The 13629-nt window shown below is 62.3% G+C and carries 11 protein-coding genes; 2 read left to right on the top strand and 9 right to left on the bottom strand.

Annotation, left to right across the window (positions count from 1 at the left end; all coding sequences use genetic code 11):
- Window positions 1-51 precede the first annotated feature (51 nt).
- From cydC to AAFM31_RS15680, 7 genes are all read right to left on the bottom strand, one after another.
- On the bottom strand, window positions 52-1686 hold the full coding sequence (gene cydC / locus AAFM31_RS15710; protein WP_341708849.1) for a thiol reductant ABC exporter subunit CydC: 1635 nt from the start codon (window positions 1684-1686) through the stop codon (window positions 52-54).
- Window positions 1679-3409, bottom strand: coding sequence for a thiol reductant ABC exporter subunit CydD (cydD, locus tag AAFM31_RS15705; RefSeq protein ID WP_341708848.1), 1731 nt, complete (start codon window positions 3407-3409; stop codon window positions 1679-1681). The genes cydC and cydD overlap by 8 nt, the downstream gene beginning before the upstream one ends.
- Window positions 3381-3494 carry a cytochrome bd-I oxidase subunit CydX gene (gene cydX, locus AAFM31_RS15700; RefSeq protein WP_341708847.1) on the bottom strand — a complete coding sequence of 38 codons (114 nt, stop codon included), beginning with the start codon at window positions 3492-3494 and terminating at the stop codon, window positions 3381-3383. The genes cydD and cydX overlap by 29 nt, the downstream gene beginning before the upstream one ends.
- 15 nt (window positions 3495-3509) lie before the next feature.
- Window positions 3510-4649 carry a cytochrome d ubiquinol oxidase subunit II gene (gene cydB / locus AAFM31_RS15695; RefSeq protein WP_341708852.1) on the bottom strand — a complete coding sequence of 380 codons (1140 nt, stop codon included), beginning with the start codon at window positions 4647-4649 and terminating at the stop codon, window positions 3510-3512.
- Window positions 4649-6205, bottom strand: a complete 1557-nt coding sequence (locus AAFM31_RS15690) for a cytochrome ubiquinol oxidase subunit I (protein WP_341708846.1) — start codon at window positions 6203-6205, stop codon at window positions 4649-4651. The genes cydB and AAFM31_RS15690 overlap by 1 nt, the downstream gene beginning before the upstream one ends.
- A 203-nt stretch (window positions 6206-6408) precedes the next feature.
- Window positions 6409-7131, bottom strand: a complete 723-nt coding sequence (locus AAFM31_RS15685; protein ID WP_341708845.1) for an LrgB family protein — start codon at window positions 7129-7131, stop codon at window positions 6409-6411.
- Window positions 7128-7487: a CidA/LrgA family protein gene (locus AAFM31_RS15680; RefSeq protein ID WP_341708844.1), complete on the bottom strand. Its 360-nt coding sequence runs from the start codon at window positions 7485-7487 to the stop codon at window positions 7128-7130. The genes AAFM31_RS15685 and AAFM31_RS15680 overlap by 4 nt, the downstream gene beginning before the upstream one ends.
- A gap of 183 nt (window positions 7488-7670) precedes the next feature.
- On the opposite strand from AAFM31_RS15680, the gene AAFM31_RS15675 reads away from it, so the two are divergent.
- Together AAFM31_RS15675 and AAFM31_RS15670 are read left to right on the top strand one after the other, a co-directional pair.
- A complete protein-coding gene (locus AAFM31_RS15675; protein WP_341708843.1) occupies window positions 7671-10199 on the top strand; it encodes an EAL domain-containing protein in 2529 nt (842 codons plus the stop codon).
- Between the two features lie 167 nt (window positions 10200-10366).
- Window positions 10367-11143 (top strand): outer membrane protein OmpK, encoded by a 777-nt coding sequence (locus tag AAFM31_RS15670; protein WP_371833045.1) that lies wholly within the window; start codon window positions 10367-10369, stop codon window positions 11141-11143.
- A gap of 129 nt (window positions 11144-11272) precedes the next feature.
- Here AAFM31_RS15670 and AAFM31_RS15665 read toward each other — a convergent pair whose 3' ends face one another.
- Both AAFM31_RS15665 and AAFM31_RS15660 read right to left on the bottom strand, forming a co-directional pair.
- Window positions 11273-12415 carry an acyl-CoA dehydrogenase family protein gene (locus AAFM31_RS15665; RefSeq protein ID WP_341708842.1) on the bottom strand — a complete coding sequence of 381 codons (1143 nt, stop codon included), beginning with the start codon at window positions 12413-12415 and terminating at the stop codon, window positions 11273-11275.
- A gap of 12 nt (window positions 12416-12427) precedes the next feature.
- Window positions 12428-13606, bottom strand: a complete 1179-nt coding sequence (locus tag AAFM31_RS15660) for an acyl-CoA dehydrogenase family protein (protein ID WP_341708841.1) — start codon at window positions 13604-13606, stop codon at window positions 12428-12430.
- Window positions 13607-13629: the final 23 nt, after the last annotated feature.

Genomic DNA, 13629 nt, shown 5'->3' with positions numbered 1-13629 from the left:
CTCAGTTGATCGGCGCGGGTGATGCGCAAATCTGATTTGATCAGCGTTTCCTTAGCCAATACGCAGGTGGCGAGCCTCTGGGACCGCCACCTGCTGGTGGCTGACGATGACGATAATGCCCTGTTCGCGCCGACGCAGTAGGGCCGCCAGCACCCGCTCGCGGGTCTGCGCATCCAGCCCGGCAAAGGGCTCGTCCAGCAGCAGCAATGGCCGCTTGGTCAGCAGCAAGCGCGCCAAGGCAATACGCCGCGCCTGCCCACCCGATACCTTCGCACCAAACTCACCTAGCGTGGTGTTCAAACCATGCTTGCGCCCGCGCAACCAGTCAGCCAGTGCGACCTCTTCCAGCACCTGGCAGAGCGCCTCGTCGGTGGCTTCGGGGTCTGCCAGTCGCAGGTTCTGCGCCAGCGTCATATCAAAGATGTCCAACTGCTGCGGCAGGTAGCCGATCAGCTCACGCAGATCCCAATGCTCAAAGCCCTGGCCATTGAGCAGCCGCTCACCCGAGAACGCCAGCGGTTCACCCGCCAGCACCTGCAGCATGGTGCTCTTGCCGCCGCCGGACGGCCCTTCGATCAGCAACACGTCTCCCTGCTGCAATGTGATGGATACGTTCTCCGGGCCGTTCAGTGCACCGGGCATTCGTGCGCTCAGGCCAGACAGTTCCAGGCTGAGTGGCTGCTCGGGCAGCGCAGTCGCAGTGCTTAGAGCGTCAGTCTCGGCGGCGGTCAGCAGATTCAATCTGTCCCGCGCTGCCTGACTGAAGCCCAGCGAGATAAAACTCGCCGCCAGCGGCAGCAGTGCTTCGACCAACCCCATCACCGACAGCAACGCCGCCAGCAGCCAGGGCACACCCAACTCGCCGGCCTGCAGCAGTTCATGCCCCTGCCAGAGCACTGCCAGCAGTGCGAACGCCAGCCCACACTGTTGCCCCAGGGCAGTCAGGCTGACCAATTTCTGCTGGCGCAGGCGCTGCGCCAGCCACTGATCATCTTGCTGCAGAAATGCAGCCTGCTGATCGTCCCAGCGCTGCCAAAGCAACAGCGAGGTAAGCAGTTGCAAGCGGTCGAGCAAAAACTCGCGGCGCTGTTCGGCTAGCTCGGCATCACGCCGCGCCAGGCGCGCGGCCAGCCGACCGCCGAGCAGCGGCACCACCAACCACGCCAGCAGCAGCCCCGGCAGCGCGGCAACCGCCAGCAAGGTATCGAGCAGCGCCAGCCAGCCAAGCACCAGCAGCGTGAGAATAGAGGCCCAGAACCAGGGCGCCACAAAGCGCAGCGGGAAGAAGTCGAGGAGATCGATATCGGCGACCAGCCGGTGCATGGCGATGGCCGAGCGCGCTGCGGGCGTCAGCCGACGCTGCCCGGCAACGCGGGCAAACAAGCGGGTGCGCAGATCCTTGAGCAAGGCCAGCGCAGCGTTGTGCGAGGCCAGCCGTTCGGCATACCGCCCGGCGGTGCGCACGATGGCGAAGAAGCGAATGATCGCCGCCGGACGGAAGTAATCGAAACCGTAAGCGGCCACCGTCGCCAACCCGGCCAAGGCTGCCGCACTGATAAACCAGCCGGACGTTGCCAGCAGTCCGGTCGCTGACAGCAAGGTCACCGCGCCGAGAAAAAGCGCCAGATTCCACTGCCCGAAGCGGCTGCGCAGCAGGCCGCGCAACCGGATAGGTTGCTCAGACATCAGCGCCCTCCTCGCTATGCTCATGCCGGCCAAGCGTCACTACCCGATCAGCCCAATCCAGCCCGTGCAGGTCATGGCTGACCAGCAGCAGCGTGCGCCCCCGACTCAGGGTTTCGAGTAGCGAGTGAATCAGCTCGGCGGTATCGGCGTCCAGGTGCGCGGTTGGCTCATCCAGCAGCCAAACCGGGGTATCGCGCAGCAGCAATCGCGCCAGTGCCAGCCGACTCAACTGCCCACCCGACAGCCCCAGCCCACGCTCGCCCAACTCGGTGTCCAACCCTTTGGGCAACTGACGAATCAGCGGCCAGAGCGCAACCTGATCCAGCACCGCAATCAGCTCGGCGTCACTGGCGTTAGGCGCAGCGAGGCGCAGGTTGTCGGCGATGCTGCCGTGCAGGGTCGGCACCTGCTGGGCCAGATAGCCGACATGGCGTAGCCAGTCCGGCCGCGACAGCTCCAGCAACGACCGGCCATTGACCTGCAACGCGCCCTGCCACGGCACAAAACCCAGCAGCGCTTCGAGCAGGCTCGACTTGCCACTACCACTGGCACCCTGCAGCACTATCCGCTCAGCCGGCTGCACAATCAGATCCAGCGGTGCCAGCCGTCCCTCAATCGACAGCTGCTTGCAGTCGATTCCGGGCGCGGCGCTCAGCGCCAGCGGCTCACGCCCCGGATGCTCCCAGACCTGCTGATTGAGCAGCGGCAGCAACTCGGTCATCGCCCCTTCCGCTTCGGCCTTGGCGTGGTAGTCGGCGCCGAGCTGGCGCAGCGGCGCATAGAACTCCGGTGCCAGCAGCAGGATGAACAGCGCGCCCAGATACGGCACCGGAATCTCGCCCTTGGCCCAGGGCAGAATGGCAAGCAGCCCAAGCCCCAGGTAGAGCGCCACCAGCGCAATCGCCAGCGAGGCAAACAGCTCGAGCACCGCACCGGAGAGAAAGGCCATACGCAGCACCCGCATGGTGCCAGCACGATAGTGTTCGGCGGCGGTTTCAACCTCAGCTTCGGCCGCAGGCAACGCGCCTAGATGGCGCAGCGTCCAGCTACCGCGCAACAGATCGCTGAAGCGCCCACTCATGCGCGCCAGCGCAATGAACTGCCGCTGGCTGGCAGAGGCCGCGGCCTTGCCGAGCAGAATCATAAAGACCGGCACCAGCGGCGCCGTCAGCAGCAGCAAGACCGCTGCCAGCGGGCTAAACAGCGCCGCGCAGATCATCAGCAGCAGCGGCACCAGCAATACCAGCTGGCGCTGCACCCGGTAACGGCTGATGTAGCCATCGAGCGCCTCGACCTGCTCCAGCAGGCGACTGCCCAACTCCGCATCGGCGCCCAGCTGCGCCCTTGCCGGCCCCAGCGCCGCCAGCCGTTGCAGCAGCGTACGCCGCAGGCCACTGCGCGCGCGCAGACTGGCCAGCTGGCTGACCTGCTCCCGAGCGTATTGCAACAACGGGCGCAGGATCAAACACAGGCCCAGCCAGGGCAGAAGGCTGCTCAGCAACTGCGCCTGCGCCTCGCCAAGCCCGCCCTGCTGCCAGGCCACCAGCCAGCCGGAGAACAGCTGCGCCAGCAACCAGCACTGCCAGACAAAAAGCCCCGCCGCCGCCAACGCGAACAGCAGGGCCAGATTGAGCAGAGAAACGTGCGGTACCAGCAGCTGGCTCAACCAGCCGCTGGCGGTACGCGGATCACTTTCAGTCGACTTGATCTTCTTCACCGACATAGCCGTTGAGTTCCAGCCACATGGCATTGACGATGCCGAAAGCCGCGGCCAGCAGTACGCCGAGAATCCAGGTGAAATACCACATAGTCTTCTCCTTCCGTTAATACATGCTGTGAGTGTTGTCGCGGATGTGCTGCTCGTTCAAACGGCCACGCATCACGAAATAGCCCCAGGCGGTGTAACCGAGAATCAGCGGTACGAACACACAGGCTACGCAGAACATGATGAACAGCGTGGTCTCACTGGCGGTCGCATCCCACATGGTCAGGCTGTGGTTCGGCATGCTGGAAGACGGCATGACGAAGGGGAACATGCTGATACCGGTAGTGATCAGCACCATCGCCATTGCCAACGCAGAACTGACGAACGCCATCGCGTGCGCACGTGCCTTGCTGAACAGCGCGCAGAGTACGAAGAAGATCACCCCAAGCGCCGGCACGGCCCACAACAGCGGCGCCTTGCCGTAGTTGATAAACCAGGCGCCGGAAACAATCTCGACGGTCTTCTCGATGGTCCGGTTGCTGCCGTTGGTGTCGATCACGCTGGTGACGATATATCCGTCGATTCCCAGCCAGAGCCAGACGCCAGCCATGACGAAGACCACCGCACAGACCAGTGCCAGCAGAGAGGAAGTCGCCTCGGCACGCGCCTTGATCTGCCCTTCAGTCTTAAGTTGCAGATAGGTCGCACCGTGGTTGACGATCATCAGCAGGCTCAGCACGCCCGCCAGCAGCGCGAAGGGGTTGAGCAGCGCCCAGAAGCTGCCGGTGTACTCAAACCGCAGCAGGTTGTCGAAGTGGAACGGCACGCCCTGCAGCAGGTTGCCGAAGGCCACCCCAAAGATCAGCGCCGGAATCGCCGAACCGGCAGTCAGCGCCCAGTCCCAGCGACTGCGCCAGAGGTCGCTGTCGATCTTGGCGCGGTACTCAAACGCCAGCGGCCGCAGGAACAGCGCAAACAAGGTCAGCATCATGGCGATGTAGAAGCCGCTGAACGAGGCCGCGTACACCGTCGGCCAGGCGGCGAACAGCGCGCCACCGGCGGTTACCAGCCAGACTTGGTTGCCGTCCCAGTGCGGGGCAATCGAGTTGATCATGACCCGCCGCTCGTCGTTGTTCTTGCCGATCACTTTCAGCAGTGCCGCGACACCCATATCAAAGCCGTCGGTGACCACAAAGCCGATCAACAGCACGCCGATCAGCACCCACCAGATGAACCGTAATGCTTCGTAATCCATGATCAGGCCTCCTGTGCTTCGGCAGTTTCCAGGTCATAGCGACCGGTATGCAGGCTCGACGGCCCCTTGCGCGCGTACTTGGTCATCAGCCAGATCTCGATGATCACGAAGATGCTGTAGAGCACCGCAATCGAAATCAGGGTAAACAGCACATCCCCCGGGCTCAGCTGCGAGGCAGCGAGATGGGTCGGCAGGATTTCACCAATGGCCCACGGCTGGCGGCCGTACTCCGCGACGAACCAACCCATCTCGCTGGCGATCCACGGCAGCGGCAGGCTGAACACCGCGAACTTGAGCAGCCACTTCGGCTTGTCGACGGTGCGGCGGGCGCTGTGCCAGAAGGCGCAGGCAAACAGCAGCAGCATCAGGAAACCGCAGGCAACCATCACCCGGAAGCTCCAGAACAATGGCCAGACCTTCGGCACAGTAGCCTCGACGGCATTGGCAATTTCCTCCGGCGTGGCATTCAGCACGTCGTCGGTGTAGCCGCTCAGCAGCAGGCCAAAGCCAAGATCAACACGGACTTCGTTGAAACGCTCGACGGTAGCGGAGGACTTGTCGCCAGCACGGATGCGCTGCATCAGGTCATACGCTTCCTGGCCGCGGATGATGCGCTGCAGGTTCTCTTCCTTGATCTGCTGCAGACCCTTGACCTCTTCGTCCAGCGAGCGGGTGGCGATCAGGCCAAGTACCGCCGGAATTTTCAGCGCGTAATCGGTGTGCTGGGTTTCTTCGTTGGGCAGACCGAACAGGGTAAACGCCGCCGGTGCGGGCTGGGTTTCCCACTCAGCTTCGACTGCCGCTAGCTTGACCTGCTGCACCTCACCGACCTCGTAACCGGACTCATCGCCCAGCACAATGACTGACAGCGCACTGGCCAGACCGAAGGCTGAGGCAATCGCGAAGCTGCGACGGGCAAAGGCCAGGTCGCGGCCCTTGAGCAGGTAGTAACTAGAGATTGCCAAGACGAAGATCGACCCGGTCACGTAACCGGCCGAGACGGTGTGCACGAACTTGACCTGCGCCACCGGGTTGAGCAGCACCTCGGCGAAGTTGGTCAGCTCCATGCGCATGGTTTCAATGTTGAACTCCGAGCCGACCGGATGCTGCATCCAGCCGTTGGCGATCAGAATCCACAGCGCCGACAGGTTGGTGGCCAGCGCCATCAGCCAGGTCACGGCCAGGTGCTTGACCTTGCTCATGCGTTCCCAGCCGAAGAAGAACAGACCGAACAGGGTCGACTCGAGGAAGAACGCCATCAGCGCTTCAATCGCCAGCGGCGCACCGAAGATATCGCCGACGTAGTGCGAGTAGTAGGACCAGTTGGTACCAAACTGGAACTCCATCGCCAGACCAGTGGTAACACCTAGCGCGAAGTTGATACCGAACAGCTTGCCCCAGAACTGGGTCATGTCGCGGTAGATGGTCTTGCCGGTCATCACATAAACCGACTCCATGATCGCCAGCAGGAAAGCCAAACCCAGCGTCAGGGGGACAAACAGGAAGTGAATCATCGCCGTCATGGCGAACTGCATTCGGGAGAGCTCTACAATATCCATCTGCGTACTCCGCTCGGAGAAATCATCGTCAGGTCAATTCAGTACCGCAGACAGACCCGGTGGCCCGAGCCTGTCATACCAGTGTGCCGCAACCGCCGCACCAGCGGCGATTGGGCGAATTGACGCATGCGGACGAACGAGCCAGGCCCGTTGACGCCTCAACAGACCCTAGCGCAGATCTCGTGATTTGGAGGGAGGAGTACTTACAGCAGCAGCCAGATCGAGACCGCCAGCGGCAACAGCAGCGCAGTGGCCGTACCCATCAGGCTCATCGCCAGCGCCGCGAAGGCGCCGGCCTCTTCACCCTCTTCCAACGCCCGCGAGGTACCCACCGCATGTGCGGTAAGGCCCATCGCCATGCCCCAGGCGGCGGGGTGGGTAACGCCGCACAGGCGCAGCAGCATGGGCCCGAAGATGGCGCCGAGAACGCCGGTAAACATCACGAACACCGCCGCCAGCGCGGCAACGCCGCCGATCTGTTCGGCCACCAGCATGGCGATCGGCGACGTCACGGACTTGGGTGCCAGGGTCATCATGATCATGTCTTCGGCACCCAGCGCCCAGGCCAGCAGAATGGCCAGCACGGTGGCAAAAGTACCGCCGACCAGCAGGCAGGTCAGCACCGGCACCAGATAACTGCGGATGCGCTTGAGGTTCATGTACAGCGGCACCGCCAGCGCGACCGTCGCCGGTCCCAGCAGCACCAGCAGCGGTTGCACCGCATCACGGTAGTGCGGGTAGTCTTCACCGGCCAGCCAGATCGCCAGCACCAGCACTGGCGTTGAAACCAATACCGGGTGAAACAGCGCCAGCTTGGTGCGCTGATAGAGCGCCAGCCCGAACTGATAGGCCGCCAGAGTTACGCCAACCCAGAACAGCGGGTGGGCAACAATCGCCTGCCAGGCTTGCAGCAGCGTGCCGCTCATTGGCCGCTCCTCCGTTCCTGGCGTTCGATCATCTTCTGCATCAGCCAGCCACAGAACGGCAAACTCAGCGCCAGCGATACTCCGAGCGTCACCAGAATCGCGGTCGCATCCGCCATGATCTCGGCGCCATAGGCCATGATGCCGACCGCAGGCGGCACCAGAATCAGCGGTAGATAGGTCAGCAGCCCACTGGCTGCCAGGCTGATCGACTCACTCACGCCGCCACGCACGCTCAGGTAGACCACCATCAGCAACATGCCGATGATCGGACCAGGAAGAAACGGCAACAGCAAAACATTGAGACCGGTACCCAGCAACTGGAAGAACACCAGCCAGGTCATTCCGCGTAGCAGCATTGATTTGAATCCAGCAGGATAGACACCCCGGAAGGGTAAACACTCAACTCCGCAGTGCCTAGTACCGCACGGCCAAAAACGCGCTTTTCGGGCAAATACCGACTTGGATCAATGGCTAATCGACAATCCACTGATACAGTGGTTTCTATTTCACACACCCAAATCAGCCGTCATCCCGCGCTCATGCCGATACCCCTGCGCCACCTTTGGCAGTTTTCCAGTCGTCACCCGAGCCATCGTGTTGGCCTGCGCCATACAGTGATGCTGCTTGCGGCGATGGGTTTCGCATTGCTGGCGGTCGCCGTATTGCCGATGCCCGAATGGGTTCGTGGGCAAGCCCACTATCCGCCACTGCACATGCTGCTGGAAACCCTCGCCATTGTGGTAGCCGCGATGGTCTTCGCCATCAGCTGGGCCAGCTATCGGCGAATCAAGGCCGATACCCTGCTCAGTCTGGCCTGCGGTTTTGCCGGCGTGGCGATCCTCGACTTCAGCCACATGCTGTCGTTTCAAGGCATGCCCGACTTTGTCACGCCAGCCGACCCCGAAAAAGCCATCACCTTCTGGCTGGCGGCCCGCGGGATGGCCGCCGGCACCCTGCTCTGGGTAGCACTACGACCGTGGAAGGCCTCTGGTCAGCGCTTTGAGCGCTGGGCCATTCTCGGCCTCAGCCTGTTGGCTGTCGCGGTCGTCCATTTCACGGTATTCCAGCATCCGCACCTGCTACCGCGCACCTTCGTCACCGGCCAAGGGCTGACCACCTTCAAGATCGGCAGCGAGTACCTGCTGATCGCCGTACACCTGTTCACTGCCTTCTGCTTCTGGCGCAGTATGCGCAAGCCCCAGCCATTCAACATCGCCGCGCTGTTTTGCGCCTCGCTGGCGATGGCATTGGGCGAGTTCTGCTTCACCCTGTACGCAACGGTTACCGATCAGTTCAACCTGCTCGGCCACCTGTTCAAGGTGATTGCCTACTGGCTGCTGTACAAGGGCATCTTCGTCGAGGCAATCGAACAGCCCTACGACCAGCTGGCCCGCTCGCGGGCACAGCTGCAGGCCACCTTCGACGCCATTCCCGACATGCTGTTCGAGCTTGACGAACAGGAACAAATCATCAATTTCCACGCCTCGACCAGCGCGCAACTGACGGTCGAACCAGCACGCCTGATCGGCAAGCGGATGGATACACTGCTGTCAGGCGAGGCACTCCTGCAATGCCGGCAGACAATGGGCAACGCAACAGCCAAGGGCTACGCACAAAGTCAGCCATTTGTCTTCGAACACGAGGGGCAGCCCCTGTGGCTGCAACTGTCAGTGTCGGCCCGCAAGATCGCCGGCCGCCCCAGCGGCCATGTGATGCTGGTACGCGATGTCAGCCAGTTAAAACAACAGGAGGAACGCATCCTCCACCTGGCCCACTTCGACGCCCTCACCGGGCTGCCTAATCGAACGCTGTTCCGCCAACGCGTAACGCTCTCGCTCGGCCTCGCTCAACGCCACCAGCAAACGGTGGCGTTGCTGTTGATAGACCTCGACCACTTCAAGCACATCAACGACACCCTGGGACACGGCGCCGGCGATCAGCTCCTGTGCGCTGTTGCCGACCGGCTGCAGCCGCATCTGCGTGCCGAAGACACCCTCTCGCGCCAGGGTGGCGACGAGTTCATCGTCGCGCTGCCGGACATCGACGCCGACGGTGCCATGCACGTCGCACGTCGTATCCTCGACAGCCTGGTGCAGCCGCTGCGTTTTGATCATCACGTCACCACTACCAGTGCCTCGATCGGCATCGCCCTCTACCCCGGAGACAGTGATGACCTCGACAGTCTGATTCAACATGCCGATGCCGCCATGTATCTGGCCAAGCAGCGCGGGCGCAACAACGTGCAGTTCTACACCGCAGACCTGCAAGCCCGAATGTCACGCCTGATGGAGTTGGAAAATGCGCTGCGCACCGCCATCGAACGAAACGAACTGGCGCTGCACTATCAGCCGCAGTGGGCGCTGGTGGGCAAACGCCTGACCGGCTTCGAAGTGCTGCTGCGCTGGACGCACCCAACCCTGGGCCAGGTTTCCCCCGCCGAGTTCATCCCGGTCGCCGAAAGCAGTGGTCAGATCGGCCAGATCGGCGAGTGGGTGCTGGAGCAGGGCGTGGCCCAACTGGCCCGCTGGCGAGCCCGCGGCTTCACCTCAACCACACTGGCCATCAACCTGTCCGCCGCCCAGTTCCGCAGCACCGACCTGGCCAGCCAGGTAGCTGACTTGCTCCGTCAGCATGACGTGCCGCCAGACCGACTGGAGCTGGAACTGACCGAAGGCACCGCCATGGAAGAGCCGGCACAGGCGCGCCAGCAACTCACCAGCCTGCATCGACTGGGGGTACGCCTGGCGATCGACGACTTCGGTACCGGATTCTCCTCGCTGGCGCAGCTGCGACACTTCCCGGTCGACACGCTGAAAATCGACCGCAGCTTCGTACAGGACATCGACGTCGACCAGGGCAGCGCCGACATGGTCCGCAGCATTATCCAGATGGCCCACAACCTGGGCATCAGCACATTGGCCGAAGGCGTGGAGACCACCCGTCAGCTACAGTTACTCGAGCAGCTTGAGTGCGAAGCGATCCAGGGCTACCTCTGGGGCCGGCCACTGGACTGTTCCGGCGCGGAAAACCTGCTTACCAGTCAGCATCCAGCCACCATCACCCCCTGAGAAAGCGCCCACCGGGGCGCGGCAAAATGTAGCAAAACGCCCGCCAGCCGCTGCTTCCGGCCGCATTTTGCTATACCATTCGCGCCGGATTATTGGTCAGGCCTGCCATTCGGTCAGCTGACCCCTGCTTTACACCCATAATGCCAATACGAAATGGAGCAACATCCATGAACAGCCTGACCCGCGCCGCACTGGGTAGCACCCTGATGCTGGCCAGCAGCCTTGCACACGCCTATCCCCTGCTGTGGCAGAACAACAGCATTACCTATCTGTACGGTACCGACTTCCAGGTCGACCCGGACACCCAGCAGACCGTCACTTTCGAGCACGTCAGCGGCTGGACCAAAGGTGACCTGTTCGCCTTCTTCGACAGCATCCACTACAACGGCGGCACCAACAGCGAAGATCAGAACAGCAGCTACTACGGCGAGATCTCACCGCGCCTGTCGCTGAGCAAGATCACCGGCCAGAGCTTTGCCTTCGGCCCGATCACCGACGTGCTGCTGGCTGGTACCTACGAGTTCGGCCGGAACGACATCAAGAACTACCTGCTCGGCCCGGCTATTGACCTGAGCATCCCCGGCTTCGACTACGTCCAGCTGAACACCTACTACCGTCACGCTGACACCGATGAAGGTGGCCGCGGTATCTGGCAGATCACCCCGGTCTGGGCCTATACCGTACCGGTGGGCAACTCCGACCTGCTGATCGACGGCTTCATCGACTGGGTTGTCGACAACGACGGCGACAACTACCACGCCAACCTGCACATCAACCCGCAGGTCAAGTATGACCTGGGTAAGGCGCTGGGCTGGTCCGAGAAGCAGGTGTACACCGGTATCGAATACGACTACTGGAAGCACAAGTACGGCATCCCGAACGGCACCTTTGGCCTGGACACCCACCAGAGCGCCACCAACCTGATCGTCAAAGTTCACTTCTGATCAGGACATAAAAAAACCGCAGCCAAGGCTGCGGTTTTTTTATGTCTGCCGCACCGGGAGTGTCGAGCTACCGCTCGACCAGCAAGTACCGTTCAACACCTTGGCCGAGTTGGAACTCGGCCCTCCCGGTCAATAACCGCGCAATGCCGCAAAGCGATTGGCGTGGTAGCGATAGTCACCGAACAGTGCCTGCACACTGCGCGCACGCTTCATGAACAAGCCGATATCAAACTCATCGGTCATGCCCATGCCGCCGTGCATCTGCACCGCTTCATTGGTCGCCAGTTCAGCCACTTCGCAGGCCTTGGCCTTGGCCAGACTGACCCATTGGGCCGCTTCAGCATCACCGGCGTCCAGCGCCATCTGCGCCTTCAGTACCGCCGACTTGACCAGTTCCAGCTCGCTGAACAGATGCGCACAGCGATGCTGCAGCGCCTGGAAGGTGCTCAGCGCCACGCCAAACTGCTTACGCTCCTGGAGATAGGCCACCGTGCGCTCGAATACCTCCAGCGAGATCCCCAGCAGCTCACCGGCCAGCTGTGCGTTAACCACGTCCAGGGTCAGCTCCAGCGCAGCCCAGGCGTTACCCACTTCACCCAGCACATCCCCGGCCGCCACCCTTACATTTTCAAAGCTGACAATCGCTGCGTTACGGCTATCCGCCATGATGGTGCGCTCAACGCTGACGCCCGGTGCAGTGCGGTCCACCAGCAGCAGGCTGATGCCAGCGTGCTCTGCTTCAGCACCGCTGCTGCGGGCGGAGACGATCAGTTTGTCGGCAACATGCCCATCGACCACAAAGGTCTTGCGGCCGTTGAGCAGATAACCGCCATCAGCCGCCTGCAACCGGGTTGCCACCCGGTTCGGCGCGTGACGCGGCGCTTCATCAACCGCCAGCGCCAGCAGCAAACTGCCATCGGCGACCTGCGGCAGCAGTGCCTGTTGCTGTTCGCTGGAGCCGGCCAGCAGCAGCGCGGCAACGCCACCCACGGCCGTCGAGATCAGCGGTGATGCACTCAGGTTACGGCCGACCTGTTCGCTAACCTGGCCCATGCCGACATAACCGAACTGGGCACCGCCGAGCGCTTCAGGAATCAGCGTGCCGACAAAGCCCATCTCGACCATGCTCTGCCACAGTTCACGGGAGAAGCCGGTTTCATCACGATTATCACGCAACGCGCGCAACTGGCTGACCGGCGCACTTTCGCCCATGAAACGCTTGGCCGCGTCCTTGAGCATCTGTTGTTCTTCGTTAAGTACCAAAGCTGCCATGACTGAGTCCCCTTACTGAAGGCCGAGAATGTTGCGGGCGATGACGTTGAGCTGTACCTCGGTGGTGCCTCCCTCGATCGAGTTGCCCTTGGAGCGCAGCCAGGTACGTGGAATCGCACCCTCGCGAGACGCCTCCCCTTCCCAGATCAGACCATCGCTGCCATGCAGGGCGACCATCAGTTCCTGCCGACGCTTGTTCAGCTCGGTGCCGTAGTACTTGAGCATCGCTGATGCCGCGCCCACGCCCTGACCGGCCTTGGCTTCATCGAGCACCCGCTCTGCGGTCAGCGCAAAGGCCGCCGCGTCCAGATCCCATGTCGCCAGTTCGCTGCGCAGCATGCCGTCAGCCAGCTTGCCGTCTTCCAGTCCGACGGCATTCACCGCGATCTGCGGAAGGGTCTTCTGGCCCGCGGCAGTGCGGCCCATACCACCGATCATTTCCCGCTCGTGGGTCAGCAGGTACTTGGCGATGGTCCAACCGGCGTTGATCTCACCGACCACCTGATTCTTCTCCACCCGCACGTTGTCGAGGAAGGTCTCGCAGAATGGTGAACTGCCGGAGATCAACTTGATCGGCCGGGTGCTGACACCGGGGGTGGTCATGTCAAACAGCACCAGACTGATACCCAGCTGCTTCTTGGCATCCGGGTTGGTACGTACCAGACAGAACATCCAGTCGGCCTTGTCGGCGTAGGAGGTCCAGATCTTCTGGCCGTTGACGATAAAGTGGCCGCCGTGGTCTTCGGCACGGGTCTGCAGACCAGCCAGATCGGAGCCGGCACCCGGCTCACTGTAGCCCTGACACCAGCGGATCTCGCCACGAACAATCGGTGGCAGATGTTGACGCTTGAGCTCTTCGGAACCGAACTTGAGAATCGCCGGGCCGATCATCCAGACACCGAAACTGGACAGCGGCGGACGAGCATTGATGCGCGCCATCTCCTCACGCAGCACCTTGTGCTCCTGCTGACTCAGGCCACCGCCGCCATACTCGGTCGGCCAGTCAGGCGCGGTCCAGCCGCGTGCGGCCATGCGTTCGAGCCAGAGTTTCTGGTCTTCGCTGGCAAAGGTGAAGTTGCGTCCGCCCCAGCAGGCATCGTTGTCCGAGCGCTGCGGTGTGCGCATGCTCTGCGGGCAGTTTTCTTCCAGCCAGGCGCGGGTTTGCTGGCGGAATACGTCCAGATCGGCCACGGGCATTCTCCTTTGTTGTCGTT

The sequence above is a fragment of the Halopseudomonas sp. genome, from assembly GCF_038130085.1.
Classification (GTDB): Bacteria; Pseudomonadota; Gammaproteobacteria; order Pseudomonadales; family Pseudomonadaceae; genus Halopseudomonas.
Note: the sequence above shows the minus strand (reverse complement) of the source record. Positions and strands in the feature narration are given on the sequence as shown.